Raw genomic sequence first — 26,280 nt, forward strand, 5'->3', positions numbered from 1 at the left:
AGTCCTTACAATTCGCCCCAGTGACTTTTCCCATCGCGAATATCCTGACTGTGGCGCGGATCATCATGATTCCGCTGGTGGTCGTTCTCTTTTATATGCCGGAGCCTTGGGCCAAGGCGGCCACCGGCTGGATTTTTATTCTTGCCGCCGTCACCGATTCGCTCGACGGCTACCTGGCGCGCAAACTCGGCCAGATGTCGGCGCTTGGCGCGTTCCTCGATCCGGTGGCGGACAAGTTGATGGTCGCGGTCGCGCTGATCCTGCTGGTCAGTTACGACCCGCCGATGCTCCAGTTCATCAAGTTCGATCCACACACCTTGATCACGCTGACGGCGGCGGTGATCGTCGGCCGCGAAATCACCATTTCCGCGCTCCGTGAATGGATGGCGGAGATGGGCGCGCGCGGTAAGGTGGCTGTGTCCTCGATGGGCAAACTCAAGACCATCTTCCAGATGACCGGCCTGTCGATGATGCTGTTTCGCGAGGATGTGTGGTTCATCCCGGCCTTCGAGCTCGGGTTTTATTGCCTGGTGGCGGCGGCCGCGCTGACGCTGTGGTCCATGGTGGTTTACCTACGGGCCGCCTGGCCGGACCTGATGCGGTCGGGTTCTAGATAAAGTTGTGAACAAAGATGCAATTAAGTGCACAACTTGCCTTGACACTTTGCCGCTCAACCCTAGAATAGCGGCCTCTCCGGTGGCCACGCCAACCGGACGCGACGCGGGAATAGCTCAGTTGGTAGAGCGTAACCTTGCCAAGGTTAAGGTCGCGAGTTCGAGCCTCGTTTCCCGCTCCAATTTCTTCAGTGCCGCCAGCCACTTAGAACGTCGATAAGGTCAAGGCGGCAGCGGCGGGAGCTGGGGTTTCACCACTCCTACCCACTCCTACGGCTCGGTAGCAAAGTGGTTATGCAGCGGCCTGCAAAGCCGTCTACGCCGGTTCGATTCCGGCCCGAGCCTCCAGTCCCTTCGTTCCCTGCGTTCTCCGTTCTGTTGGCTCCAGGTCGGCCCGCCACGTAGTTGGTGCCGACTGCATCTTCATTTCCTTCAGACTGGTTGATCTTGAAGGCTGTAGCACTCAGTGCTATATGGAATCGCAGGACAGGTATGTCGATCTACAAGGTTCGCTGGTTCACTCGTTGGGCGCGCAAGCAAGGATTGTCCGACGCAGCGCTTTGCGAAGCTGTGAAGGAAATGGGCAAGGGATCTTACGAGGCCGATCTCGGCGGAAACTTGCTGAAGAAGCGGATTGCCCGGCCGGGTCAGGGAAAACGTGGCGGCTTCCGCACGATAGTCGCAACCAATTGCGCTGGCCGGTGGTTCTTCGTCTACGGTTTCGCCAAGAACGAACGAAGCAATATCGATTGCGAGGAAGAAGCGGCGCTGAAAAGATTGGCCAAGACGCTGTTGACGATGGCGTCGGCGGCCTTGAGCAAAGCGAAGCTAGCTGGCGAGGTGACGGAGGTGGATTGCGATGCGTAAGAAGCGATCGAAGATTCTCGACGCCGTGCATGAGACCGCCCGTGGGCTGCATGCAGCCGACGCTATCGATCAAGTGACCATGCGAGAGTTTGATCAGCTCTGCCTCAAGCCTGTTCCCCCGTTGCGCCCGGCCGAGATCAAGCGCATCCGCGAAGCTGCGAACGTGAGTCAGGCGGTCTTCGCAGCGATTCTGAATACCAGCACGTCCTCGGTGCAGAAGTGGGAGATTGGTCAGAAGCGACCGACGGGCACCGCCCTGAAACTGCTTCATCTCGTTCAGAAGAACGGTTTGGCAGCGGTTTCATAATGTCTTAGTCGCGGCTGGGGGTCATAGCAGTACCGGCATTCATGGTTGGCTGGGATGACTTATCCGTCAGTCGCTGCTTCTGGCCCCACAACGCTTCGTAGCTCCATCCCGTGAGGTCCTCCACGATCCGTCGGCTCTCCGCATCGGGCACGGGATCGGGTTGTTCTTTGAAGCGCGCGATCTCGCGCATCAGCACGGCGTGTGTATCGCGATCGAGATGAAAGCGCAGCGACACGATCCAGCCAAACGCGAGCAGGGTCAGCGTGCCCAACGCGAGCATCAGCACGATGGTCTGCACTGCCTGGGGCGATTGAGTGGTGTTTCCGGAAATGAATCCGCCGGCCTGCAAGATGAAGCCAACGCCCATGACCGCGGCGGCTTGCGAGGTCTTGCGAATGAAGGTCATGACGCCGGCGAAGGCGCCTTCGCGGCGGCGGCCGGTGACGATCTCATCGACGTCGGCCATGTAGTTATAGGTGTTCCAGGGAATGTAGTTGAGGCCGCCGCGCCCCAAGCCAGCCATCAGCACGGGCACGTAGATCCATCCTGTGGGCACGGGGTGCATCTGATAGAGCGCGACGAAGCCGAGCACGGCGGTCGCGTACAGGCTGACGGCGATCCGATAGGAGGGCGCCGGATGCAAGCGCAGGCACATCGGAATGAACGCAGCGACGGCGAGCAACTGGGCGAACGCCATCGTGCCCATCAGGTTGGAGGCAATGACGACGCTGCCGCCGATGGCGAACACGATGAAATAGGTGAACACGGCGTTGAAGATGTCCTGGCTGATGTAACCGCCGAGGTACATGCCAAGATGCAGCCGAAAGGCGCGGATGCGCAGCGTCGCGATCAAGTCGGAATACAGCTGCGTCAGTCGTCGCAGCGGCGATGGGTCGCCGTGCTCGATGGCGATGCTCTCGATCTGCTCGCGCGGCCGCTCCCAGGTGAACATGAATACGGCCAGCGCGACCAGCATGAAGATCGCCGAGAAGATCACACCCAGATAGAAGAACGTCTCGGCCGAGCTCTTGCCGAACGCTTCGATGATCCGGCCCGGCAGCACGCCGGCCAGAATGGCGGCGACCTGGCCGCACAGAATCCGAGCGCCGGCGAACTTCGCCTTGACCTTGTAGTCGGGCGACATCTCCGCGGCCAGTGTCTCGTATGGAATCAGCTCCATCGCGTACACGACCTCGAAGAACACGTAAGTGACGAGGTAGTACCAGAAGCTCATGCCGTCGATCCACATCAGCGCGAAGCTGGGCAGCAGCGGCACCGCGAGCAGAATGAAGAACCGTCGACGGCCGAAGCGTCGGCCGAGGGCAGTGCGGTGGAAATGATCGGAGATATAGCCGATCAGGGGGCTGGCCACGGCATCGAACAGCCGTGCGATCGCGAAGATCGCGGCGGCTTGCACGGCGGTGAGACCGCAGAAGGTCGTGTAGAAGAAAAGGATCCAGCCGCTGATGACCGACATCGCGCCGGCGCCCAGGAAGTCGTTGCTTCCGTAGGCGACGTAGTGGCCGAACCGAACCGTGCGCATGGCCATGGTGGTCAGATGCGCGTGCGCAGGTATTCACCCAGACACAGCATGGCCATGGCCTGGCCGTACGGCATGGGTGTCAACGGGATCTTGCGATAGAACTCCAGATCCGAGCCCATGGCGGTGCCGAAAGAAACATTGCGCAGCTCGCCGTTGTCGGCGATGTTTTCGAGCACGCCTTGAACGGCGCGCAGGCCGGTCTCCAGATACTTCTCGGGCAGATATCGCCGGCGCACCGCCTTCAGAATGCCGTACGCGAAGCCTGCGGTGGCGGACGCTTCCAAGTAGGACGACTCGTCATTGATCAGCGTGTGCCACAGGCCGCTGGCATCCTGATGCTTCTGCAGTGTGCGCACCTGGGCCTTCAAGGTATCGGTCAGGAACTCGCGAAGCGCATCGCCGGGCGGCAGATTCAGCATCTCGATGAACTCGGGAATCGCGATGGTCACCCAGCAATTGCCTCGGGCCCACAGCGCCTCGGCGAAGTTGTGGCGACCATCGAACGTCCAGCCGTGAAACCACAGCCCGGTGCGTCGGTCGTGAAGATATTTGACGTGCAGCAGGAACTGTCGTCGCGCCTCTTCGAGATACTGCGGCCGTCCCAGCACCTGACCGATGCGCGCCAACGGCAACACGCACATCATCAACGTGTCGTCCCACAACTGCTGCGGATTCTCTGAGTTGAACACGATGTGTTGCAAACCGCCTTCATCGGTGCGCGGCATGTCGTTCATGACCCATTCGGCCCAGGTATCCAGATAGGGCACATAGGTCGGATCGCGGTAGTGCTCGTAGAGATTCGCGAGCGTGAGGAACGGCGCCATCGTGTTGACGTTCTTGGTCGGCGTGCCGGCGGCAAAGCGATCGCGGAACCAGTCCTTGATGACTTGCAAGCAGCGCGGGTCGCCGGTGAGCTGATAATACTGCTGGATGCCGTAGAGCCCGATGCCGTGCGTCCATTCCCAATCGTTCCATCCCTTGGTGTCGATGACGCGACCGTCGTCGAGCTTCAGCAGGAACTCGCCGGAGGAATCCTTCAGATCGACCAGATTGGAGATCAGCAGCTGGACGGTGCCATGCAGGTGCGCGGTGTCGTAGTCGCGAAGCGGAACGGGCATGAAACTTACCTTCAATCGAGATGAAACAGGGGCACGAGGGGCCACTCGCGCGGTCGCAGATCGGGTTCGGTTTCCATCAGCTCCGCCATGTACAGCCACCAGCGCTTCATGACGGGATGATCGGGCAGTTCCTCGCGGCGATGTCCGGGGCGCAGCTTGAGTACCGCGAACAGCTGCAGCGTCTTCGGATCGAGGAAGATCGAGTAATCGTGAATGCCCGCTTCATGCAGCGTTTCGGCGAGCTCCGGCCAGAGCTCGTCGTGGCGCCGCCGATATTCATCGACCCTGCCAGGCTTCAGCTGCATCCGAAAGGCGATCGTTCTGGACTGGCTCATGAGCTACCTCTGACTCAGTACGAGCAGTGACCTGGCGGGCAGCTCGACCTGCAGCTCACCCTTCACTTTGATGGCTTTGAACGGAGCAGGGCGCACAGTATCAGGAGCCTCGAAGGTGTTGATGGCGTCGGTGGTGGCCGCGGTCAGGATCTGCCCTTGTAGCGTCTTGCCAGTCTGGCCCGGCAGGTGCAGCTCGACCGCGGCGCGTCGGTGCGGATCCAGATTCGTGAGCGCGATATGCAGCGCGCCGGCTTTGTCTCGCGCGGCCGTGGCATGCACAGCCGGAATGCTCTCTGCGTCGAGTCGGTACTCGGCCGTCGAAATCTCCACCGGAACATGAGTGGCACCTCGAAAGGGCCTGTACAGGGCGAATGCATGATAGGTCGGGGTCTTCAGCATCCTCGGTCCGTCGGTGAGGATGATGGCCTGGAGCACGTTCACCATCTGCGCGATGTTCGTCATGCGCACCCGTGCGGCGTGACGGTGAAAGATATTGAAATTGACCGCCGCGACCAGCGCGTCGCGCAGGCTGTTCTGTTGATATAAAAAGCCTTCGTTGGTGCCGGGCTCGACGTCGTACCAGGTGCCCCATTCGTCGACCAGCAGCGCCACGCGCCGCTGCGGATCGTAGCGATCCATGATCGTGCTGTGATTGGTCAGGATTTCATCCATGCGCAGCGTACGCCTGAAGGTGGAGATCCATTCGGATTCTGGAAAGCGGGTGGCGGCGCCTTTTTCCTTCCAGGCGCCGCGGGGCAGGGTGTAGTAGTGCACGCTGATCGCATCCATGTGCCTGCCCGCTTCGCGCATCAGCACGTCGGTCCATTCGGTGTTGCTGCCATTCGCGCCGCTCGCGATGCGTTGAGGTTTGTTATCACGCGGCGTTTTGATGAAAGTCGCGTACTGCCGGTAGAGATCCGCGTAGAACTCCGGCCGCATGTTGCCACCGCAGCCCCAGGTCTCGTTGCCGACGGCGAAGTAGTGCACCCGCCAGGGCTTGTCGCGACCGTTCGCACGGCGCAGTTGTGCCAGCGTGGAGTTGTTGTCGGCGGTCATGTATTCGACCCACTCCGCCATTTCGCGCGTCGAGCCGGTGCCGACATTGCCATTTACATAGACCTCGGCGCCGATCAGCTCGGCGAAGTCCATGAACTCGTGCGTGCCGAAGGAGTTGTCGTCGACCACGCCGCCCCAGGTCGTATTGATGCGTGTCGGTCGCTGATCGCGCGGACCGATGCCATCGCGCCAGTGATACTCATCGGCGAAGCAGCCGCCGGGCCAGCGCAGCACCGGCACCCCCAGCTCTTTGAGCGCCGCCAGAACGTCGTTGCGCAAGCCGCGTGTGTTCGGAATCGGTGAGTTCTCGCCGACCCAGACGCCTTCATAAATGCCGCGGCCCAGATGCTCCGCGAACTGACCGTAGATGCCGGGATCGATCACGCTGCCGGGCTGGTCGGTGCGTACCGTCACGCTGGCTCGAAGCGATTCCGCCGGCGCGGCGGAGCAAGAAACAAGAAACAGCAGGAACAGGGTCGATGCTCGAATGGTCATGTCGCTCTTTAATCCATGGGGCAGGAACCCGGTTGCGAGACGACGCGCAGCGATGAAAGGGGGCTGTCATGCCGCGCGTCGCCTCGAACCGTACTCACAATCGCGCTCGCACTCTGAGAAAGTAGCGCGATCCGTAAGTCTCATTGGCGATGCGTCGTAAGAACGGCAGCGGGGCGGTCAAAGTCCACGGTGCGCACGTTGCAGAGCGCGAGCCGCGACATCCAAGGATATTCGCCATGCAATCCCCCAAAATCTCCGGTCTTTTCTGTCCGCCTTCGTGCCTGCGACCGCGTGGCGGTGCTGTAGTCGACTCGGGCAAGCGTCCCTGACACCGGTAACAATCCGACACGACACTCCGGGGCCCGTTGCTAATATTTGCGCTAGTTTGATCGAATTTGCAATCATTTGTCAGAGAAATTGTCTTTGCGACGCAAAAGACCGGCTACATCGATCAATTGCAATCGTTACCGGGCCTGAATGAGGGGGATGGGATGGCACAGGGGATTTCGCGACGGCAGTTCATCGCGGCGAGCGCTCTGGCAACCACAGCGCTCAGCGATGCATCGAGCTCACAGGCAATGACGCGCGGGCCGACAGCGGTTCTGACGGAGGAAACATTCGCGCAGGGGGCGTGGTGTCACTGGTTAGACGATCGCGCACCGGATGTCGCGACCGGTGTGACCTGGGGCATGCCGTGGCCGCGTAGCAAACATTCGCCACGCACGTCGTTTTCATTGCGTGATCGCGAGGGCAAACCCGTGCCGTTGCAAACGTGGCCGCTTGCGTATTGGCCGGATGGTTCGCTGAAGTGGACGGCGCATGCGGTTGCACCGGATGTGACTTTGGCGAGCACGGCATTTCAAGTCGAGCCGGGTCAGAAAGGTCCGGCGCCCGCGGCGACGTTGAAAATCAAGCAGGATGCAGGGGCAATTGAGATCGACACGGGCGTCATCACTTGCCGGGTGCTACGGCATAGTGCGGTCTGTATCGAGTCGATCCGCCGCGGCGATAAGGAGCTGCTCGCCGGTGGGCGTTTGGTCGCGCTTCGACAGAACGCGCCGCTGGAGGAGGCGGACTCGACCGTCAAAGTGGAAACATTCGAGTCGTTGGTCGAGTCGGCCGAGATCGAGCATCAAGGCCCGCTCCGAGCGGTAATCAAAATCACCGGTGTGCATGCACGTCCGAAGGGGCGGCGTTGGCTGCCCTTCACGCTGCGGTTGTATTTCTACGCGGGCGGTGACGATGTGCGCGTCGTTCACACCTTCGTTTTCGATGGCGAGGAATCGCGGGATTTCATCCGAGGTCTGGGCCTGCGCTTCGATGTTCCTCTGTCGGAGGCGCTTCACAATCGACACGTCCGATTCGTCGGCGAGAACGATGGTGTGTTCGGCGAGGCGGTGCGTGGTTTGACCGGCTTGCGTCGCGATCCGGGTATCGAGGCACGCCAGGCGCAGATTGCGGGGCGCGAGGTGAAGTCGATTGGTCCGAGAGTGGCGGAAGGACTGGAATTGATTCCTGCCTTCGGCGACTGGACGCTGCTGCAGCCCACGGCGGATTCGTTTCAGATCCGCAAGCGGACTGCAGCCGGCTATGCATGGCTCGACTCGAGTCGTGGGGGGCGCGCTTCTGGGTTGGGCTATCTCGGTGGGCCGAGCGGCGGTGTGGCATTCGGCATTCGTAACTTCTGGGAGAGCCACCCGGCACAACTGGACATTCGTAAGGCCCGCACCGAGCGTGCCGAAGTCACGATGTGGCTGTGGGCGCCCGATGCGCCGCCGATGGATCTGCGTTTCTATCACGACGGTCTGGGCCAGGATACGCACGAGAAGCAGCTTCAAGGTCTGAACATCACCTATGAGGATTACGAGCCGGGCTTCGGTACACCGGTGGGCGTTGCGCGAACCAGCGAGATGCGATTGTGGTTGCTCGAAGCGACCCCGGCTCGCGAACGTTTAGTGCAGCTCGCGGCAGCGGTGCGTGCGCCCGCCGCGATGGTCGCCGTGCCACAGACGTTGCATCGAGCGGGCGTGTTCGGCGGCACGTTTGCGCTGCCTGATCGATCCAATGCAAAACAGGCGCGCCTCGAGGAGCAGCTGGACTTCCTGTTCGATTTCTACGAGAAGCAGCGGGATCAACATAGTTGGTGCGGGTTCTGGAACTATGGCGACGTGATGCATACCTACGATGCGGATCGTCACACCTGGCGATATGACGTTGGCGGTTATGCGTGGGACAACTCCGAGCTGTCCACGGATATCTGGCTCTGGCTCTATTTCCTGCGCACCGGGCGCGCAGATGTCTATCGATTCGCCGAGGCGATGACGCGGCATACCGGAGAAGTCGACGTTCATCACTTGGGCAAGTTCGCGCCCCTTGGGTCGCGGCACAACGTCATGCACTGGGGCTGCAGCGCCAAGCAGCTGCGCATCAGCACAGCGTTGAATCGTCGCTACTACTACTTCCTCACAGCCGATGAGCGCGTGGGCGATTTGTTGCGTGAGCAGTTGGAGGCGGCGCGCACGCTTCGGGCGGTAGTTCCCGAACGGAAGCTGCCCGAGGCCCAGGACCGTGTTGTTGAGAGTGCGGACGGCGACTATGCGCGACTCGGCTTTGGAACCGACTGGGGGTCGATTGCAGGCGCATGGCTGACGGAGTGGGAGAGAACCGGATCTCGTGAGATGCGCGATCGGCTGGTTGCGAGCATGCGATCGATCGGTTCGCAGCCGAGAGGTTTTTTTACCGGCGGTGGGCGCATGAACCTGCGGACCGGCGCGTTCGATATATCCAATGATAGAGCGCTGAATGTTTCTCACCTCAGCGCGGCGTTTGGATTGCCGGAGGTCTGCGCGGAGTTGATCGAGTTGTTGAAGATTCCGGAGTTTGAGCGGGCGTGGGTGGAGTACTGCATGCTCTATAACGCACCTCCGGAGCAGCAGAAGGCGGTGCTGGGTGAGAGTCTCGGTGAGCTGAATCTTGGGCAGGGGCACTCGCGGCTTACTGCCTATGCCGCCAGGATCAAACGAGATCCGGCGCTCGCCAAGCGAGCGTGGGAAGAGTTTTACGCGGGGCGCGCGGGGTTTGCGCCGGATCAGCGATTTGAAACGCGGCGGATTGCCGGGCCGGCGGTGATGAACGCGGTCGATGAAGCGGCGTGGGTGTCGACCAACACGGCGGCCCAGTGGGGGCTGGCGGCGATCGAGTGCCTGGCGTTCACTGTCGACCTTGGCTGAGCGGGTCGCGCCAACGCTGACGCGTGGCGCTTCTTCGTGGTGTCAGCAGGATCGCGTGCTCAGCAAATGTGACGCACGCGATCCTCGCTGCCTGGACCACAGAATTTCAGACAGATCCTTGCGCAGCCGAATCAGCTCTTCCGGCCGATCCTCAGCAACTGACCATCCGCCGCTTCAGTCACGACGTAGACCGCCCCATCGGGGCCTTGCTTCACGTCACGAATGCGACTGCCGCGATCCTGCAGCAGCCACTCCTCGCCGACCACCTTGCCGTCCTGCATCTGCAGACGAACCAGCTTGGTGCTGCCCAAACCGCCGACGAACAGATTGCCTTGCCACTCGGGGAACAGGGCGCCGTCGTAGAACGTCATGCCGGAGGGAGCGATGACCGGGTCCCAGTAATAGACCGGCTGTTCCATGCCTTCCTTCGCGGTGATGCCTTCGCCGATTTTCGGGCCGGCGTATTCGATGCCGTAAGTGATGACGGGCCAGCCGTAGTTCAGACCGGCCTGCGGCTGATTCAGCTCATCGCCACCGCGCGGGCCGTGTTCGATGGTCCACAGTTTGCCCTGTGAATCGAGCGTCGCGGCCTGGACGTTGCGATGGCCGTAGGACCAGATCTCCGGCTTGGCATCGCTGCGCCCGGCGAACGGATTGTCGCCCGGTACGCTGCCATCGGGATTGAGGCGCACGACCTTGCCGAAGTGGCTGTTCAGATCCTGCGCGTGCACGCGTGTTTCAGGGAGCGAGCGCTCGCCGAGCGTCAGGAACAATTTGCCATCGGGCGCGAACACGATGCGCGAACCGAAGTGCAGTTTCGAATCCCAGGTCGGCATCTGGCGGAAGATCACCTTGACGCTCTCGACGGTGCTTTCGTCCGCCGACAGCACGCCCTTGGCGAGCGCGGTGCCGTTGCCGCCGTCACGCGGTTCGGCGTAGCTCCAATAGAGGGTGCGATTGGTTGCGAATTGGGGATCGAGGGCCACGTCGAGCAGACCGCCCTGGCCTTCGAAATAAACTTTGGGCAGACCTTTCAACGGTGCCGACACCTTGCCGTCCTTGCCGACGATGCGCAGGTTGCCCTGGCGCTCGGTGACCAGGATGCGCTGATCCGGCAGGAATTCGAACGACCAGGCGCCGTTCAAATCCTTCGCGACCACGGAGATATCCAGCGGGAACTCGCTCTTGATGGCGGGCGCGCGCGTCTGACCGGCGAACGCGGGCTTGAAGTCCGTGCCATTCGGCGGCCGCGTCTCCAGTGGTGATCCCGGCGTGATGGGTGGTGAGGCCAATGCAGCAGGGGCATTCGCATCCGCCGCGGGCGGCGCCGCTTCGCGTGAGCAGGCGGCACACAGAGCCAACAGCGACAAGATGGCCGCCTTCAGCAGCGATGAATGCTTATACGTCTGATGCATACGTTGTCTCGCGATGTCTCGTTGGTTGAAGGGGGTGATCATGTTGCGGAGTATATGCGTTATCCTCCGCGCGATGAGCGCCTCCACCGTCGGATCGCTGCCCAAAGCCTGGGTATACAGAACACCGCTATACGCCGTCACTGTGATCGTCGGCGCGTGTCTGTTGTTCCTCGTTCAACCACTGATCGCGAAAATAATCCTGCCCTGGTTCGGCGGTACCTCCGCGGTGTGGAGCGCGGCCCTGGTGTTTTTTCAGGCCTGCGTGCTCGGCGGTTATAGCTACGCGCACTGGCTCACGACGCACATTTCGCCACGGCGGCAAAGTCTGATTCACGGCACGTTGCTGATCGTCAGCTGCCTGATGATGCCCATTCTGCCGTCGGAGTCCTTTCGACCCGAGGGCGGCGGCGATCCCGCGCTACAGATCCTGTTGCTGCTGACGGTGACCGTGGGTCTGCCGTCGTTGATGCTGAGCGCGACCAGTCCCTTGCTACAGGTCTGGTACATGCGTCGGACCGGCAGTGAGCCGCCGTATTGGTTGTTCGCCTGGTCCAACGCGGGCTCGCTGTTGGCGTTGCTCAGTTTTCCGTTGTTGCTGGAGCCGGCATTCAGTTCACGCGCGCTGGCGTTGGGATGGAGTGCGTTGTTCGTCGTGTTCGCGGCACTCTGCGCGGGCCTGGCGTTTCTCAACAGTAAGCAAACCGTTTCCCAAGCGGCGGACGTGACTGAGCCCGAGTTTGAGTCGAAGGCAGTCGCGCCGACGGTATGGCGCATGATGGTGTGGCTGTTACTGTCGGCATGTGCATCCGGCTTGCTCGTCACGGTTTCGGCAAATCTCAGTGCCAACGTCGCGCCCATTCCGCTGCTGTGGGTGGTGCCGCTCGCGCTGTACCTGTCGACGTTCATCCTGGCGTTTGGAAATCACCGGTTCTATCACCCGACCTGGTTCTTTCCGCTGGTGGCGCTGTCGCTCGGGGGGCTGGCGTATCTGTATATCAATCGGCTGGAGAACTGGCCGATTCAATACGTGGTGCCGGGCTATCTGTTGAGCCTGTTCGTCATCTGCATGGCCTGTCATGGCGAGCTGGTGATGCGTCGACCCGCGGGGCGTTATCTCACGCGGTTCTATCTGGTGATTTCCCTGGGCGGTGTGGTGGGGGGCGCGTTCGTCGGCTTGATCGCGCCCGTGATCTTCAAAACGTACGTCGAGTTTCCGTTGCTGGTGGTGTTGATCGCCGAGCTCTATGTGATCCTGCAATGGTACCGACGCGGCGCGCGACGCACGCAGTGGCTGTTTCGTGTGGTGATGATTCTCGGCGTGCTCACGCTGATGGGCGAGCTGCTGCGCTCGGAGTACCAGGAACGCCGGCTGAGCGTGCTGGTGCAAAGAAACTTCTATGGCGTGCTGAGCGTGCAGGATGATCCGACTAGTTTCGAGCTGGCGCGCCGCTATTTGATCCACGGCACGATCAGTCATGGCTACCAGTACTTGCACGAGGAACTTCGCCGCCTGCCATCCTCGTATTTCTCCAAGCATTCCGGCGCCGGGCTCGCATTGGCGGCGCTGCAGTCCGAGGGGCCGGTGCGGATGGGGGTCGTGGGCCTGGGCGTGGGCGTGATGTCGGGCTATGTGAGAGAGGGCGACTACGCGCGCTTCTATGAGATCAATCCAGCCGTCGTCGACATCGCGGACTCGTACTTCACGTTCTTGCCCGCGGCAAGGAAGGCTGGCGATGTGGACGTGCTGCTCGGCGATGCGCGGTTGACGCTGGAGAGTCAGTCACCTCAAGGGTTCGATCTGTTGGCCATCGACGCATTCTCGAGCGACGCCATTCCGACGCATCTGCTGACGCACGAGGCGTTCGAGCTGTACTTCAAGCATCTGCAGCCGGGCGGCGTGCTGGCCGTGCACATCTCGAATCGATACATCGATCTGGTGCCAGTGTGCGCAAGATCCGCTGAGCATGTGAATCGATCGGCGCGAGTGGTCCGCAGTATCAGCGATGGCACCTACGACACCAGCATCTGGGTGCTGGTGACCTCGAATCAGCCGTTGTTGGCGCGGCCCGAATTCCAAAACGCCACTACGTACGAGGCGACGGCGGCGCCGTCATTCGACGGTTGGACGGATCAATACAGCAGCGTCTGGCCGCTGATGCGTCTTCGAGGCACGGCGCACGCCGCCGAGGCTAAGTAGGCTCGCGCACCGGGTTGGGAGTAGGGCGGCTGTCCATGCGGACGGCGTTACGCAGCGAGTCCAGCAGGCGTTGCCACGAAGTGCGGCGACGAGTCTGTGCCGGCAACCCGAGCCGATCGCGCATGGCGCCGAAGATCGCGTCGGGCACGCTGATGCGACAGGCCTTCTCCAGGCCTTGGAAACCGGGCGAGGAATTGGCCTCGCAGATCCGATAGCCATCGGCGTCGAGCAGTATGTCGACGCCGGCGACATCCAGGCCCAGAGTATTCGCGACACGAACGGCGAGCTCGGCCATTTCCGGCGGCGGCTCGAACGCCGAGCCCACACCGCCCAACGAGATGTTCGACTTGAAGCTGCCGTCCGTGGAGCGGCGTTCCATCGCGGCGATGGCCCGACCGTTGACCACGAGCACGCGCACGTCGCGGCCGTGGCTCGCCTTCACATACTCCTGGAAGATGAAGTCCGCGCTCGACTGCGCGCCATCGAGCAGCGTCGCGAGATCGTTGAACTGTTCGCGATTCGCACACAGGAACACGCCGTTGCCGCGAGTACCGCGCAAAGTTTTCACGACCACTGGGAAGCCCAGCTCGCGCTCGATCACGTTCACATCGACCGGGAATTTACCCAGGATGGTTTTTGGAATCGGAATGCCGGCGCCGGACAGGATTTGCAAAGTTTGCAGCTTGTCGGCCACGGCTTCGACCGCGGCCGGGCTGTTCACCATCGCGATGCCCTGGCGCTCGAAATGCCGAAGCACCGCCAGGGTGAAATAGCTGGTCTCGCTGCCGGTGCGCGGAATGATCAGGTCGGGCTTGGGCAGCTTGCGACCTTGATAAACCGCGGACCAGCCCTCGGTCGAATCGACGATGAGCTCGAAATCACGGGGATTGAGCACGTCGAGACGAATGCCCGCCTGCACGGCCGACTGCTGGAAGCGGAAGACTTCCGCTGCTTCGGGAACGTCGCGACGAAGTTCCCGATGAAAGAGAAGCCAGCAATGCATGCAACGGTCCTCGTCGTTGAGGTGAATAAACTCGCATGCTGCCCGCGCAGGCGTGGCGTGTCCATTTCAGAGTGGTTACAGATTCCGCGTCTCGCCGACGACGCGCAGACTGTTGATCACGTCGCGCACGCCGGACAGGTGTTCGATCAAATCCTCGGCGTGCCGCTTCTGCATGCGAGAGCTGACGGTGCCGGTCAGCGTCACTTCGCGATCCTGCACGGTCACTTCGATGTCGCTGGCATCGATGTGATGATCGTCGGTGAGGCACTGGCACACATCCTCTTTGATGCGCTCATCGGAGCGACGATAGCCGCGCGGCCCCATACCGCTGAACGGGCCGCGATGCGCCAGTTCGCCGAGCTGCTCGTTATTGGCCTCGCCTCGCCATTGGGTCATCGGCAGTCCGGCCTTGGAGCCGAAATAATCGGAGTCGTAGATGGAGCCGGCCCGCGTGAGAGGACGATCGCCGTAAAAGGGATTGCTGCTCGAGCCGCCGTACTCGACGTCACGCCGTTGATTGGCGAAGCGTCCGTAACCCGCGCCGCTATATGAGTTCTCCCAGCGATCGTTGTAGCTGCGGCGCTCGTCGTCGAAATCCCGGTAGACGTCCGCGCCGTAACGGGCGTCGGCTTCCTCGTGCCAGGATTCGCGCGACAGCGGATCCAGCGGATAGCGGGTGCGCTCGTCTCGATGACGATGGCCGCCGCGAAAGAAGTCTTTCAATGCCATGGTGATGTCCTCGCGCTTCGGTGATTTCCCGACGGCTACGCAACGGCGCGCCGCTCAGCAAGGAACAAACGGGTTGGCGTTTCAGCGGTTCCCTGCGGAATGGCGCAGCAGTACCTGATCGTAGATTTCTTTCAGTCGAGCGGCGCTCACTCGCTCATCGAAGTTGCGCACGACGTGCTCGCGGCCCCGGGCAGCTTGTGTGCGAAGGGCGTCGACGTTGGCGAGTGCCGTGGCCATCGTTGCGCTGAGTGCGGCGACAGAGTCTTCGCTGGTGAACGCCAGATAGGGCTCGGCACCGTTCGACTCATAGGCCTTCAAGCGATTGGTCAGCACCGGCACGCCGCAGGCGAGACTTTCCAGGAACGTGACCGGAAACGCGTCCATGTGAGGGAAGTTCACTGAGAAGTCCGCAGCGACGAACAAGCCCGGCTGCTGCTCATAGGGCATGCCGCCAACCCAACGCACGCGCGCTGCGATGCCGAGCGCTTCGGTCTGCTGTCGTAGGGCGCTGAGCGATGTGCCGACGCTGTGGCCGAAGGTTCGCATGATCAGATAGGAGCGCTCGCGAGCGGCGGCAGGCATGGCCGCGAACGCGGCAATGATCTCGCCCGGTCGATAGACGGCACCGAGCTGTCGCGCTGACAGAAAGACGCGGGCATCGGGCTCGATCTGCCATTGCTGGCGCCACCGCGCCCGCTCCTTGGCTAACTCAGGATGAAACAGCTGCGTGTCGATGCCGATCGGCAGCGTTACGGCGGGCACGCGAGTGCCGGCCAGCACATTCGCAGTGGCGGCGCTGTCATCGGCATCGACGATGAGCAGATCCAGCTCGCGAAGGGCGGCACCGATGCGTTGCCGTGCCCGATCGTCCGGCGCCGCCTGGGCCGGCACGTTCAGATCGCTGCCCCAGGCGGTTGCAATCAACGGACGACCGCCCGCGAGACTCACATCGAGCACGCGTTCGTCCATCCATTGCACGTGACACAGATCCGCGGCGACCGAGCGCAACAGGGGTTCGAGACGTCGCTTGTGGAGAAACGATAGCGCCTGTGTGGTCAGCAGTCCGTCGAGCCGGCGCAGGCGCCGGGGATAGTTGCGCTGGTCGACGCCGGGTATCGGCAGCGACCGCGCGCCGCCATGCTCGATCAGCGTCACCTTGCAGCCAGCCAGCTGCATCAGCCGCAGATATCGTCGGCAATGAATGTGCATCTGGCCGCCTTGCCCGAAGGGGGCGGCAAACAGGATGACTTTCACTCAGCGGCACGCAGGAGGTGCGTGATCTCGTCGACCTGCTCGGTGCCCAGGCCCGGATGCATGGGCAACGTGATCGCGCGGTTGGCGAACTGATGCGTCAACTCCAGCCGCTCGGAGAAACGACCCCGGAAGCCGCTGAATTCCAGGATGGAGGGGTAGTGCATGCTCGTCTGGATGCCCGCCTCACGCAGCGTGTGGGCGGCGTTGGCGCGCGTCTCGGTCGAGTCCGCCACGACGACCATCAAATGGCCGGAGGAATGCTCGATCTGATCGGCGAACACCATGGTCCAGCGCTCGGCGCCCTGCAGGCCTTCGCGATAGCGCGCCAACAGTTCACGCCGCCGCGCGTTGCCCGGCAGGAGTTTCGCGAGTTGGACCCGGCCCAGCGCGGCATGCAACTCATCCAGCCGATAGTTGAAGCCGGCCAGCGCGATGTCGTACGAGCCGGGCCGGCCGTGGTGACGTTCCCAGGAGGAGCGCGTCATGCCATGACTGCGCATCATCTGAATGCGCTCGCCCAGATCGTCACGGTTGGTCACCAGCATGCCGCCTTCGCCGCACGCCAGATTCTTGTTCGCGTAAAAGGAAAACGTGCCGAGATCGCCGATGCTGCCGGCCATGACACCGTGAGGCTCGCGGCCTTTCGGATCATGATAAGCGGTGCCCACCGCGTGGCAGGAGTCCTCGATCATCGCCAGGCCGTGTTGCTTGCACAACGCGAGCAGCTCGCTCATGCGCGCGAGATTGCCGCCGTAGTGCATGGGAACGATGGCTTTGGTACGAGGCGTGATCAGCCGCTCGACGTGCTCCGGATCGAGCGTTGGCTCGGCAAGACTGCAAATATCCGCGAATACCGGCGTGGCACCGGCGAGCAAGGTCATGTTGGCAGAGGCGACGAAGTTGATCGCCGGCTGGATGACTTCATCGCCGGGCCGGAGGCCGACCGCATGCATCGCCAGATGCAGGGCGGCGGTGGCGCTGGACACGGCGAAGGCATGGCGAGCCGACTGCATCTGCGCGAACTCGCGCTCGAAGGCCTCCACTTCGGGGCCCATGGACAACCATTTACTGGCAATGACCCGTTGCGCGGCCTCTGCTTCTGCCACGTCGTAGTCCAGCACGGATAGTGGCACGCGCCAATCAGTCAATTTTCGGTACTCCCGCGCGTGCCAGTCGCTGTTGATTTAAGTTAAAGGGCGGTCCGCGCGCTCACCGCCCCCAACCTGCGAAACGTCGAGAGTATGTAGTTGGTTTCGTCGCCCCGGTCAATTCGAGACGACAGCGGCTTATGGATTGCGAAAATGCCGTTCAGGGAACGTCGCTGCGCGGCTCGGGGAGATAACTGGTCGTTATCGGCGGCTTCCGGGGGGGATCGGTGACCAGGCTGAAGGTGGCGAGCGCGGCGGCGAGCAACGCCAGAAGAAACAAAGCCCAGTGACGCCAGCGCCAGAGTCGCCGGGCCCATTCGGCCGACGCGGAACCAGCACCCGACTCCCTTAGCAGCACTGCTCTACCGATTGCCATCGCCACTCCCGCGGTATCTGTCTCTCAGACGCCGCTGGTCTTAGTTTCAGGACATCGACATGAATTAAGTCATCTCGGGCGTCGCGAGGCCATACGGGGAAGTGACTGCGCTATTTCAACAATCCCTGTGGCAGTGCCGCGAGCAAGCGCAACGCCCCCTGAAATTTCCTCAGGCCCGCAGCGGGTAACTTGCGGGACTCGCGCCAGGCGCGAAAACCTGCACGCGTCTGACCGGCTTTCATCAAAGAGATCGCCGCGTCGAGTTGGGCCTGGCCGAGCCGCTCGCGATACGGCGCCAGATCGCGCTCGCGAGTCACATGCGGCGCAAGTGCTTGCAAGCCTTCGAGCTGTTGAACCGCGAGGTTGCCTCGATCGAGGGTCGCTTTGCGGTCGTGTCGGCGCACGATGGCGAGGACCTCGTCGGTGAACACCACCAGGCCTTGCATGAACGCCCGCAGCACGAAGGTGATGGCCGCGCCGCGCCCGAGACCGGGCTCGAAACGCAGCGGCTCGATCGCGCTTCGTCGGAACATCATCACCTGCAGATAGGCTGGAATGTCACTGCAGGCCACCAGCGCGCCGAACGCTTTTTCTTGTGGAATGCGACCGTGCGCGTGAGGTGCGTCCTTCAGCAGCACCGGACGTTTGATTTCTGGATAGCAGCGAAACTGATCGCCCACCATCTTGCCGGTCGCCTCATCGAGATGCACGAAATTGCTGAAGGCGCAGGAGATGCCCGCATCCGCGGCGAGGTAGTCGTACATGCGCTCGACGAACGCGGGACTCCAGCGATCGTCGGGATACAGGAACGTCACGAATTCGCCGCGGGCGGCATCGAGGCCGACGTTACAGGCAGCGACCAGGCCGGCCGGCGGCGTGCGGATGTACTGAATGCGGCGATCTTTGTAGCGCCCGACGACTTCCGCCGTGTTGTCGCTCGAGCCGTCGTCGATGATCAGGATCTGCTGGACCGGCAGGCTCTGGGCGAGGATGGAATCGAGCGCTTCGGCGATGAACGTGCCGCCATCATGGCTGGGCACGATGACGCTGATCGATGCGGGCGCTCGGGGCGGGGCTGTGGGTTCGGGCGTGGACATGCCGCGCATTCTACCTGCACGCGGTGGCAGGCATCAGCGACGGCGATGCTCGGGGCCCCGGTCAGGGCGAAGGCACCGCCGGGGCGAACGCACGTTCCTGTGTTTCGATCGAAGGAATGAACTTTGGAATGATGCGCGCCTGCGCCCGCTGCTCGAACGCATAGCCCGCCGAGAGCAGCACATCCTCGGACCAGGGCGCGCCGATGAAGGAAATTCCCAGCGGCAAGCCCTTCAACTCCCCCATGGGCACGGTGAGATGCGGATAGCCGGCGACCGCGGGCAGGGACGTGAAGGAGCCGGGCGAGCGCGTGCCATTGATCGAGTCGACGCGCGGGGCGACACCGGTGCTCGGCGCGACGATCAGATCCAGCTGATGCTCGGCCAGCATCTTCATGATGCCCTGGACACCCGCGAGACGCTTGCCATCGGCGCGGGCCGTCATGTACTTCGCATCGCTGAGCGGCGGCATGGCGTTCGCTTTCTCGAACGTATCCTGACCGAACAGGGCCAGCTCGGCCGGCGTCTTCTTGTTGAACTCGATCAGCTGCTCCAGCGAGCGCACGCCGATCTTGGCGGGCGAGCCTGAGAGATAAGCGTTGAGATCCGCTTTGAACTCGGCATGCAGCACCAGGTCCTCGGCCTCATCCAGCCCCGGCAAGTCCGGCATCTTGATCTCGATCAGGGTGGCGCCGCCTTCTTTCAAGTGAGCGAGCGCGCGCTCGTACACAGGAGTGACATAGGCATTGCGGCCCGGCGGATCGAAGCGCAATACACCGATCCGCTTGCCGTTCAGCGCCGTGGGCACGAGGCCCTTGGTGTAATCGGACTTGGCGCAGCCGGCCGACGGTGGATCGCACGCGGGCGTATCGCCAACCAGCGCGGCCAGGAACAGCGCCGCGTCTTTCACATTGGTCGCCATCGGACCGGCGGTGTCCTGGCTGTGCGAGATCGGAATGATGTATTTGCCGGACAGCAGCCCCAGGGTGGGTTTCAAACCGACCACGCCATTCATCGCCGAGGGACAAATGATCGAGCCGTCGGTCTCGGTGCCGATGGCAACCGGTGCGAGGCCCGCCGCGACCGCCGCGCCACTGCCGGCGCTCGAACCGCAGGGCGTGCGATCGAGCACGTGGGGATTCTTGGTCAGACCGCCGACTGCGCTCCAGCCGCTGGTCGAGCTGCGCGAGCGGAAGTTCGCCCATTCGCTCAAATTGGTCTTGCCCAGGATGATGGCGCCGGCGGCGCGCAGGTTCGCGGCGATGGGCGCGTCGCGTCGAGTCACGTTGCCGATCAGGGCCAGCGAGCCGGCGGTGGTGGGCATCGGGTCGGCCGTTTCGATGTTGTCCTTCAGGAGCACGGGGATGCCGTGCAAGGGGCCGCGCGGGCCTTTGGTTTGCAGCTCTTTATCCAGGGCGCGCGCCTGCTTGAGTGCGTCGGGATTGATGGCGATGATCGAACGCAATTGCGGGCCGTTGCGATCGATGGCCTCGATGCGCCGGGTGAACGCCTCGACCAGCTCGACCGAGGTGGTCTTGCGTGCGTCCAGATCGGCTCGCAGCTCGCTCAACGTGCGAGTGTCGGGCTCATCGGCCGCGTGCACCGTGGCGGTTCCCATCGACAGTGCCACGACCATTCCCAATGAACGACGCAGCGATGCCCGCAGGCTTCCCTTCGACAGCATTATCGGTTCCCCATGCCTGGATTGGCTTGTCGGGCACGTATATCCAACCTGCCGCCCGGCGACAAGCGGTACGAGGCCCGAACCGACAAGCATGTGGCCCCCTGGGCAAAGCGCGGGTCGAGGCAGCCGGTATGCTCCGGCGCTCTTCTGTATACAGGCACGGGGATGAGCATGAAAACAATCAATCTTGCCGCCGCACTGACGGCGACCATTCTCTGTGCCAATGTCGCCGCCGCCGACGTCGACCGCACCCAGCAGGTCGATCAGGTGCTCAAGGATTGGGCGCGCACCGACGGCCCGGGCTGCGCAGTCGAGGTCAGTCAGGACGGCAACATCGTTCTGGAACGCGGCTATGGCATGGCGGATCTGGAGCAGGGCGTCGCCATCCGTCCGGACACGGTATTCAATATCGCCTCGCTGTCCAAGCAGTTCACTGCCGTGTCGCTGCTGTTGCTACAGGAGCAGGGCAAGCTGTCGCTCGACGATGATGTGCGCAAGTATGTGAGCGAGCTGCCGGACTACGGCCGGCGCATCACGTTGCGTCACCTGGCCAATCACACCAGTGGCATCCGCGATCTGCCCTCGGTGCTCGCGCTGGCCGGCTGGAACTGGCTGGACGCGGTGCCTCAGCAATATGCGCTGGAGGTCCTCGCCCGGCAGAAACATCTGAACTTCGAGCCCGGCAGCCAATATTCCTATAGCAATTCCGGCTACTACTTGATGGCCGTGATCGTGGAACGAGTGAGCGGGCAGCGATTCAGCGAGTTCACGCGCGATCACATCTTCCAGCCGCTCGGGATGTTGCATTCCCGGTTCTATGACGATCGCCGGATGATCATGAAGAGCCGCGCCATCGGACATGTGAAGTTGCCGGGCGGCGGTTTCGGAGTGTGGCGCCCGACGTATGAAATCGTCGGCGACGGCGCGTTGCTCACGACCGTGCAGGACATGGCGCTGTGGGATAGAAACTTTCTGTATCCCAAGCTCGGCCGCAATCCTCAGCAACTGCTCGCGGACATGACGCAGGCGGGCGTGCTCAACGACGGCAAGAAGCTCGAGTACGCGCTCGGACTCGTCATCGAGAAGTATCGCGGCCTGCCCACGGTCGGGCATGGCGGCAGCGTTCCCGGCTACAACACCTACATGCTGCGATTCCCGGAGCAGAAGTTTGCGACCACGATCTTGTGCAACGTCGGCGGCGGCCCGGCGCGCGTGGCGGCAAAGGCCATCGCAGATATCTATCTGGATGGCAAGTTCCCCGAAGGGCCGGAAGTACCGAAACCGCGTGAGCAACCGAACGTTCCGCCGCCGGCTCAACGTCAGCCCGCCGTGGCGGAATTGAAGAAGCTCGCGGGGACGTATTACAGCGAGGAGCTGGGTGTGAGCTACACGCTGAGCGTGGTGGGGGAGGCGTTGCAGGCCGTGGTGGGCTATCAGCCGCCGCTCACGTTGTATGCCGTCGAGGGTCAGCGCTTCTACAGCAAGCAGCACGATGTGACGTTGACGTTCGGCGGCAAGGGCTTCGTGCTCGGCGCGGATGAGATTCAAGGCCTCAAATTCGAGCGCACGTCGCGTCGCTAGGCCTGCGGCCGGCAACGAAGTCGGCCAGTTCATTTGCGCACGTCCGACGTGGCCTGCGGCCGGCAACGAAGTCGGCCAGTTCATTTGCGCACGTCCGACGTGGCCTGCGGCCGGCAACGAAGTCGGCCAGTTCATTTGCGCACGTCCCGCGGGGGCCTGCGACCGGCACGGCGCGGGCTAGTTCATCTGCCGGATCTCGTTCTGCGATCCGGTTCACATATTTTCATAGGCGCTCAGTGCGCGACGTCACAGTTGTCGGTCGCGACCCATCTCCTCGAATGAAACGACGTCGCAACTGTCGGTGTTTGTCCTGTACAGCAACGCGACACTAGCGCGACATAACCTGTCAAGACATAGTGCGGCCCAGCCCGAGCAGCAGCCCGGGTTGACGGTTCAAGGAGCAGCGATGAAGCGCATTGTCTTGGCAACGGTTCTGACAGCAGGGTTTGCTTGCACGGCGCACGCCGGCATGGTCTCGGTGGGATTCAACGATTTCGATGCTTCGCCCGAATTCTCATACGCCAACTATCAGAGCGCGGGCTCGATGGATCCGTGGCAGAAATGCGCACGCTCCTACGGCGCTTCGGCGGTTGCCATTTCGTCTGAAACGCTTTGCACCTACGAGACCAATTACGCGCGTGACTATCCCGATGCACTCTTGTCGGATCGTGCGCTCAACGACTCGGGTCTGCTGACCGCCTACGGTCCGTTGTCGATCACCGCGGACGGCGAGTTCACGCTGTCCAGCATCGATGTGCTCAGTGGCCTGAACAATCACGGCATGTCGCTGCGCTTCGACGCCTATCTGAACGGCGCGCTCACTTCCAGCTCCGATGTTTATTTCCCGGCGGCCGATCCGTCCAACTATGCCGCGTGGGTCGGCGGGCAGAGCTGGCTGTTCGGTTTCAACGGCGCGAATCTCGGCGTGATGGACCGGCTGGTCATTTCGGGCATTCCCGGCATCCGAGGCGACGGCAAGTTCTTCCTCGACAATCTGGTGGTCGACGCCGTCAACGTTCCCGAGCCCGGCACGATGGCGCTGTTCGCCCTCGGTGGCCTCGGTCTGCTCGCCGGCCGCCGTCGCAAGACGGCCTAACTCCCCAACTTATCCGGATCGCGCCACACGCGCTCGAAAGGCAATCGCCAGGCGCGTGGCGCGATCAGTTGATGGATCGCGTTCGGTCCCCACGAGCCTTGCGGATAGGGCCGGATCGGTGTGGGGTTTTCCAGCAGCGGCGTCGACAATGCCCACAGTCGTTCGATGCCCTCGGCGTTCGTGAACAGCGTGCGATCGCCGCGCATCGCATCCAGGATCAAACGTTCGTAGGCCTCCAGCACGTCGCCGATCAGGCCCGTGTCGCGCATCGCGAATTGCAGGCTGAGTTTGTCCAGGCGCATGCCCGGGCCCGGGCGCTTGCCATAGAAGGACAATGACATCTTCGACTGGTCGGCGAGATCGAACGTGAGGTGATCGGGCCCGCGGTCGCCGATGCCCGAGCCGGCTGGAAACATGCTTTTCGGTGGCTCGCGGAATGCAATCGAAATGATGCGCTGGCCCTCGGCCATGCGCTTGCCGGTCCGCAGATAGAAGGGCACGCCGGCCCAGCGCCAGTTGTCGATCAGGCATTTCAATGCGATGAACGTTTCGGTCTCCGACTGCGGATTCACACCTTCCTCGGAGCGGTAGCCCGCGTACTGACCTCGCACCACGTCGCCCGGCTGAATGGGGCACATGCTGCGAAAGACTTTGTATTTCTCCTCGCTGATGGGAATCGGCTCGAGCGACGTCGGTGGCTCCATGGCGACGAACGCCAGAATCTGGAACAGGTGCGTGACCACCATGTCGCGAAACGCGCCGGTTGCTTCATAGAACGCTGCGCGCGTTGCGAGCCCGATGCTCTCGGGCACGTCGATCTGGATGTGATCGATGAAGTTGCGATTCCAGATCGGCTCGAACAAGCCGTTGGCGAAGCGGAACGCCAGAATGTTTTGCGCCGGCTCCTTGCCCAGGAAATGATCGATGCGAAAAATCTGATCTTCCTTGAACACTTCGTGCAGGCGGCTGTTCAGCTCCACGGCGCTGGCGAGATCCACGCCGAAGGGCTTCTCCATCACGATGCGGGATCGTTCGACCAGCCCGGCCTCGCCCAGCATGCGCACGGCGGACAACGCCGCGTTCGGCGGCACACTGAGATAGTGCAGACGACGGCTCTCGCCGGTGAAGGTCGCTTCGGCCTTTTCGACCGCGGCCTTCAGCGCCGCCGGTCCCGCACTGAGCGGCACGTAGTCCAGGCTGTTGGCAAACTCCTGCCATTCCGCGTCCGCCACGGGACGGGCGGAGAACTCCGTGAGCGCCCGTCGCGCCAGATCGCGAAAGCCATCGGCGCTCAGCTCATCGAGCGACACCCCCACGATCCGGCAGCCGGGAATGAAGCCGACGCTGGTCAGATGAAACAGACCGGACAGCAATTTGCGTCGGGCCAGGTCGCCGGTGGCGCCGAACAGCACCACGACCTGGGGAAAGCGCGGACCGACGCCAGGAGGAATTTTTGCCATCGAGTTCATCCGAAACGGAAGCTGCCGGCAGCATAGCGCAGCGCGCGGTCTTTGCTGATCGACACATGCCACAGCACGTACGGCCGAGCCGCAGACATTTGTCGACCGATTCGCTAGATTGCCGGCATAACTCACCGGTGCACGAAAACAGGGCGCTGACGCGCCGTCGGAATGGGGACCAGTCATGCCGCGCAATCGTGCCGCTTACGCCATCCTGTGGGGCGGGCTCATCGCCGGGCTCATCGATATCAGCTACGCAGTCGGCTTCTCGGCCACGCGCGGCGTGCCGCCATCGCGAATTCTGCAATCGGTCGCGAGCGGCCTATTGGGCTCTCCGGCCTACCAGGGCGGCAACGCGACGGCGACCCTTGGCCTGGTGCTGCACTTCGTGCTGATGATGATCATCGCCGCGATCTTCTATTTCGCCAGTACCCGTCTGCGGTTCCTGGTGGCACGGCCGGTCGGGTGGGGCGCGTTGTACGGATTCCTGGTGTATTGGGTCATGAACCTGGTGGTGCTGCCGCTCTCGGCCTTTCCCAGTCAGGTCAAGTTCGTCCCGATTCTGCTCATCACCAGCCTGATCGTGCATGCGTTCGGGATCGGCGTGCCGATCGCGCTCGCCAGCCGCAAGGCGCAGGCGATGTGATCCAACGCACAGGTCGGCCGATTGCGGCTGCCCCGGATTTGGCAGCGTCCGGGGGCGCGCCGGATAATTCGCCGCTGGCGAGTTGTCGGAGCCTGACTGTCCCATGATTGCCTGGCGCGAAAAGTTTCGTGCGCTGTCGCTGCATTTCCTGGTCACCGCCGCCATGGCGGCCCTCGCCGCCGCGGTGATCTTTCTCGTGTGGTTTCCGGATCCGTTCCAGCAAATGCTGGGCGGCACCCGACTGTTTCTGCTGATCAGCGGCATCGACCTGGTGCTGGGGCCACTGTCGTCGCTGATCGTCTACAACAGCAAGAAGACGCGCCGCGCGCTGATCTTCGACTACACCGTCATCGGCATCGTGCAGCTCGCGGCATTTGGATATGGCGTCATGTCCATCGCGGATGCACGGCCCGCGTATGTGGCCTTCGCCAAGGATGCGTTCGAGGTGGCGCTGGCGGGGGATCTGGAGGACCAGGATCTACAGGCCGCCAAGGATCCATACCGCACTCGTCCCAAGTGGGGCCCGAAAGTCGTCGGTACCCAATCGCCGACCAATAGAGAAGAACGCAATGCATTGCTGTTCTCAGCGGTCTCGGGCAAAGACATCCAGATGTTTCCGAAGTACTTCGTGCCTTACGAGGCGGTGAGAGAACAGGTCAAGCAGAAGGCACAGCCGCTCGAGGTCCTCTACAAACATCATCCCGAGGCCCGGCAAATGGTCGCGGAGGCCGGGCTGAAGATTCCGGAAGCGCAACTGCGCTGGCTGCCCATCCGGGGCAAGACGTTCTGGACCGTGCTGCTGGATGCGAATGGCGGGCCGCCGCTCGCGTATCTGCCGGTCGATCCGTACTACTGACGGTCTCGGATCGTTTTGTTATCTATTGATGCTTTGTTACCGCCGCCGCTGGAGTATCGGCGGTACGTGACGTCGCGAGCGGTCACAACCCTGCCTGGCCGATGACTGAGCCGCAACCGCTTCGTGACTGATCCGCTGACCGTTCCGGTCATAGATTGCAGCTGCCCTCAGGGAGG

Annotated in this window: 22 protein-coding genes and 2 tRNA genes; 11 read left to right on the forward strand and 13 right to left on the reverse strand. The window is 62.5% G+C overall.

The annotated features are described in order from the left end of the window. The first annotated feature begins 20 nt into the window (after positions 1-20). From pgsA to EKO19_RS25970, 5 genes are all read left to right on the forward strand, one after another. The gene (pgsA, locus tag EKO19_RS25950) at positions 21-617 is read left to right on the forward strand and encodes a CDP-diacylglycerol--glycerol-3-phosphate 3-phosphatidyltransferase (RefSeq protein WP_281281108.1); all 597 of its coding nucleotides are present in this window, start codon (positions 21-23) and stop codon (positions 615-617) included. Positions 618-720: 103 nt separating this feature from the next. Next, positions 721-796: transfer RNA gene (locus EKO19_RS25955), tRNA-Gly, on the forward strand. A 92-nt stretch (positions 797-888) separates the two neighbouring features. Further along, a tRNA-Cys gene (locus tag EKO19_RS25960) sits at positions 889-962 on the forward strand. A gap of 144 nt (positions 963-1,106) precedes the next feature. Then, entirely contained in the window at positions 1,107-1,481 is a 375-nt protein-coding gene (locus EKO19_RS25965) for a type II toxin-antitoxin system RelE/ParE family toxin (RefSeq protein WP_129779985.1), read from the forward strand. Beyond that, positions 1,474-1,788 (forward strand): helix-turn-helix domain-containing protein, encoded by a 315-nt coding sequence (locus tag EKO19_RS25970; RefSeq protein ID WP_129779987.1) that lies wholly within the window; start codon positions 1,474-1,476, stop codon positions 1,786-1,788. Before EKO19_RS25965 ends, EKO19_RS25970 begins: the two co-directional genes overlap by 8 nt. A gap of 4 nt (positions 1,789-1,792) precedes the next feature. Here the strand turns inward: EKO19_RS25970 and EKO19_RS25975 are convergent, their stop codons facing one another. The 4 genes from EKO19_RS25975 to EKO19_RS25990 are packed head-to-tail and all read right to left on the reverse strand — an operon-like array spanning position 1,793 to position 6,335. Continuing rightward, positions 1,793-3,337 carry an MFS transporter gene (locus tag EKO19_RS25975; RefSeq protein ID WP_129779989.1) on the reverse strand — a complete coding sequence of 515 codons (1,545 nt, stop codon included), beginning with the start codon at positions 3,335-3,337 and terminating at the stop codon, positions 1,793-1,795. Between the two features lie 5 nt (positions 3,338-3,342). Further along, positions 3,343-4,449 carry a beta-galactosidase BglB gene (bglB, locus tag EKO19_RS25980; protein ID WP_129779991.1) on the reverse strand — a complete coding sequence of 369 codons (1,107 nt, stop codon included), beginning with the start codon at positions 4,447-4,449 and terminating at the stop codon, positions 3,343-3,345. An 11-nt stretch (positions 4,450-4,460) separates the two neighbouring features. Next, on the reverse strand, positions 4,461-4,784 hold the full coding sequence (locus EKO19_RS25985) for an L-rhamnose mutarotase (protein WP_175597192.1): 324 nt from the start codon (positions 4,782-4,784) through the stop codon (positions 4,461-4,463). 3 nt (positions 4,785-4,787) lie between these two features. Continuing rightward, a complete protein-coding gene (locus tag EKO19_RS25990; protein ID WP_129779993.1) occupies positions 4,788-6,335 on the reverse strand; it encodes an alpha-N-arabinofuranosidase in 1,548 nt (515 codons plus the stop codon). A 491-nt stretch (positions 6,336-6,826) separates the two neighbouring features. Between EKO19_RS25990 and EKO19_RS25995 the strand changes: the two genes are divergently transcribed. Continuing rightward, complete coding sequence (locus tag EKO19_RS25995) at positions 6,827-9,565, forward strand: exo-rhamnogalacturonan lyase family protein (protein ID WP_129779995.1); 2,739 nt, start codon at positions 6,827-6,829, stop codon at positions 9,563-9,565. Positions 9,566-9,696: 131 nt separating this feature from the next. Here EKO19_RS25995 and EKO19_RS26000 read toward each other — a convergent pair whose 3' ends face one another. Further along, positions 9,697-10,980, reverse strand: coding sequence for a PQQ-dependent sugar dehydrogenase (locus EKO19_RS26000; protein ID WP_129779997.1), 1,284 nt, complete (start codon positions 10,978-10,980; stop codon positions 9,697-9,699). A gap of 73 nt (positions 10,981-11,053) precedes the next feature. Here EKO19_RS26000 and EKO19_RS26005 point away from each other — a divergent pair, with 73 nt between their 5' ends. Beyond that, entirely contained in the window at positions 11,054-13,177 is a 2,124-nt protein-coding gene (locus tag EKO19_RS26005; RefSeq protein ID WP_129779999.1) for a spermidine synthase, read from the forward strand. Here the strand turns inward: EKO19_RS26005 and EKO19_RS26010 are convergent. The 7 genes from EKO19_RS26010 to EKO19_RS26040 all read right to left on the reverse strand — a co-directional run bounded on the left by EKO19_RS26010 (position 13,170) and on the right by EKO19_RS26040 (position 20,465). Then, entirely contained in the window at positions 13,170-14,180 is a 1,011-nt protein-coding gene (locus EKO19_RS26010) for an ATP-grasp domain-containing protein (protein ID WP_129780001.1), read from the reverse strand. The two genes, EKO19_RS26005 and EKO19_RS26010, sit on opposite strands and share 8 nt — an antisense overlap. A gap of 75 nt (positions 14,181-14,255) precedes the next feature. Beyond that, positions 14,256-14,909: a BON domain-containing protein gene (locus EKO19_RS26015; RefSeq protein ID WP_129780003.1), complete on the reverse strand. Its 654-nt coding sequence runs from the start codon at positions 14,907-14,909 to the stop codon at positions 14,256-14,258. 81 nt (positions 14,910-14,990) lie between these two features. Continuing rightward, positions 14,991-16,163, reverse strand: a complete 1,173-nt coding sequence (locus EKO19_RS26020; protein ID WP_129780005.1) for a glycosyltransferase — start codon at positions 16,161-16,163, stop codon at positions 14,991-14,993. Continuing rightward, positions 16,160-17,296, reverse strand: a complete 1,137-nt coding sequence (locus EKO19_RS26025; RefSeq protein ID WP_157995442.1) for a DegT/DnrJ/EryC1/StrS family aminotransferase — start codon at positions 17,294-17,296, stop codon at positions 16,160-16,162. Before EKO19_RS26025 ends, EKO19_RS26020 begins: the two co-directional genes overlap by 4 nt. Positions 17,297-17,471: 175 nt before the next feature. After that, positions 17,472-17,687: a hypothetical protein gene (locus EKO19_RS26030; protein ID WP_129780009.1), complete on the reverse strand. Its 216-nt coding sequence runs from the start codon at positions 17,685-17,687 to the stop codon at positions 17,472-17,474. A gap of 110 nt (positions 17,688-17,797) precedes the next feature. Continuing rightward, complete coding sequence (locus EKO19_RS26035; protein ID WP_157995443.1) at positions 17,798-18,784, reverse strand: glycosyltransferase family 2 protein; 987 nt, start codon at positions 18,782-18,784, stop codon at positions 17,798-17,800. 61 nt (positions 18,785-18,845) lie between these two features. Further along, entirely contained in the window at positions 18,846-20,465 is a 1,620-nt protein-coding gene (locus EKO19_RS26040; RefSeq protein ID WP_129780013.1) for an amidase, read from the reverse strand. 171 nt (positions 20,466-20,636) lie between these two features. Here EKO19_RS26040 and EKO19_RS26045 point away from each other — a divergent pair, with 171 nt between their 5' ends. Further along, positions 20,637-22,046 carry a serine hydrolase domain-containing protein gene (locus EKO19_RS26045; protein WP_157995444.1) on the forward strand — a complete coding sequence of 470 codons (1,410 nt, stop codon included), beginning with the start codon at positions 20,637-20,639 and terminating at the stop codon, positions 22,044-22,046. Positions 22,047-22,452: 406 nt separating this feature from the next. Continuing rightward, on the forward strand, positions 22,453-23,142 hold the full coding sequence (locus EKO19_RS26050; RefSeq protein WP_129780017.1) for a PEP-CTERM sorting domain-containing protein: 690 nt from the start codon (positions 22,453-22,455) through the stop codon (positions 23,140-23,142). Here EKO19_RS26050 and zwf read toward each other — a convergent pair. Beyond that, on the reverse strand, positions 23,139-24,602 hold the full coding sequence (zwf, locus tag EKO19_RS26055) for a glucose-6-phosphate dehydrogenase (RefSeq protein ID WP_129780019.1): 1,464 nt from the start codon (positions 24,600-24,602) through the stop codon (positions 23,139-23,141). The genes EKO19_RS26050 and zwf overlap by 4 nt on opposite strands. 184 nt (positions 24,603-24,786) lie before the next feature. Here zwf and EKO19_RS26060 point away from each other — a divergent pair, with 184 nt between their 5' ends. Further along, positions 24,787-25,248 carry a hypothetical protein gene (locus EKO19_RS26060; protein WP_129780021.1) on the forward strand — a complete coding sequence of 154 codons (462 nt, stop codon included), beginning with the start codon at positions 24,787-24,789 and terminating at the stop codon, positions 25,246-25,248. 103 nt (positions 25,249-25,351) lie between these two features. Further along, positions 25,352-26,104 carry a TfpX/TfpZ family type IV pilin accessory protein gene (tfpZ, locus tag EKO19_RS26065; protein ID WP_129780023.1) on the forward strand — a complete coding sequence of 251 codons (753 nt, stop codon included), beginning with the start codon at positions 25,352-25,354 and terminating at the stop codon, positions 26,102-26,104. The last annotated feature ends 176 nt before the right edge of the window (positions 26,105-26,280 follow it).

It is taken from the genome of Peristeroidobacter soli (assembly GCF_004138485.1).
Taxonomy (GTDB): Bacteria; Pseudomonadota; Gammaproteobacteria; order Steroidobacterales; family Steroidobacteraceae; genus Steroidobacter; species Steroidobacter soli.

What these genes read in the sequence shown, in the direction of transcription:
- EKO19_RS25965 (WP_129779985.1), top strand. Translation starts at nt 1,107, where the DNA reads ATGTCGATCTACAAGGTTCGCTGGTTCACTCGTTGGGCGCGCAAGCAA.
- bglB (WP_129779991.1), bottom strand. Translation starts at nt 4,449, where the DNA reads ATGCCCGTTCCGCTTCGCGACTACGACACCGCGCACCTGCATGGCACC.
- EKO19_RS26050 (WP_129780017.1), top strand. Translation starts at nt 22,453, where the DNA reads ATGAAGCGCATTGTCTTGGCAACGGTTCTGACAGCAGGGTTTGCTTGC.
- EKO19_RS26015 (WP_129780003.1), bottom strand. Translation starts at nt 14,909, where the DNA reads ATGGCATTGAAAGACTTCTTTCGCGGCGGCCATCGTCATCGAGACGAG.
- EKO19_RS25975 (WP_129779989.1), bottom strand. Translation starts at nt 3,337, where the DNA reads ATGGCCATGCGCACGGTTCGGTTCGGCCACTACGTCGCCTACGGAAGC.
- EKO19_RS25990 (WP_129779993.1), bottom strand. Translation starts at nt 6,335, where the DNA reads ATGACCATTCGAGCATCGACCCTGTTCCTGCTGTTTCTTGTTTCTTGC.
- EKO19_RS26060 (WP_129780021.1), top strand. Translation starts at nt 24,787, where the DNA reads ATGCCGCGCAATCGTGCCGCTTACGCCATCCTGTGGGGCGGGCTCATC.
- EKO19_RS26030 (WP_129780009.1), bottom strand. Translation starts at nt 17,687, where the DNA reads ATGGCAATCGGTAGAGCAGTGCTGCTAAGGGAGTCGGGTGCTGGTTCC.
- EKO19_RS26005 (WP_129779999.1), top strand. Translation starts at nt 11,054, where the DNA reads ATGAGCGCCTCCACCGTCGGATCGCTGCCCAAAGCCTGGGTATACAGA.
- tfpZ (WP_129780023.1), top strand. Translation starts at nt 25,352, where the DNA reads ATGATTGCCTGGCGCGAAAAGTTTCGTGCGCTGTCGCTGCATTTCCTG.
- EKO19_RS25970 (WP_129779987.1), top strand. Translation starts at nt 1,474, where the DNA reads ATGCGTAAGAAGCGATCGAAGATTCTCGACGCCGTGCATGAGACCGCC.
- EKO19_RS26040 (WP_129780013.1), bottom strand. Translation starts at nt 20,465, where the DNA reads ATGCTGTCGAAGGGAAGCCTGCGGGCATCGCTGCGTCGTTCATTGGGA.
- EKO19_RS26010 (WP_129780001.1), bottom strand. Translation starts at nt 14,180, where the DNA reads ATGCATTGCTGGCTTCTCTTTCATCGGGAACTTCGTCGCGACGTTCCC.
- EKO19_RS25985 (WP_175597192.1), bottom strand. Translation starts at nt 4,784, where the DNA reads ATGAGCCAGTCCAGAACGATCGCCTTTCGGATGCAGCTGAAGCCTGGC.
- EKO19_RS26000 (WP_129779997.1), bottom strand. Translation starts at nt 10,980, where the DNA reads ATGCATCAGACGTATAAGCATTCATCGCTGCTGAAGGCGGCCATCTTG.
- EKO19_RS25995 (WP_129779995.1), top strand. Translation starts at nt 6,827, where the DNA reads ATGGCACAGGGGATTTCGCGACGGCAGTTCATCGCGGCGAGCGCTCTG.
- EKO19_RS26035 (WP_157995443.1), bottom strand. Translation starts at nt 18,784, where the DNA reads ATGTCCACGCCCGAACCCACAGCCCCGCCCCGAGCGCCCGCATCGATC.
- zwf (WP_129780019.1), bottom strand. Translation starts at nt 24,602, where the DNA reads ATGGCAAAAATTCCTCCTGGCGTCGGTCCGCGCTTTCCCCAGGTCGTG.
- EKO19_RS26045 (WP_157995444.1), top strand. Translation starts at nt 20,637, where the DNA reads ATGAAAACAATCAATCTTGCCGCCGCACTGACGGCGACCATTCTCTGT.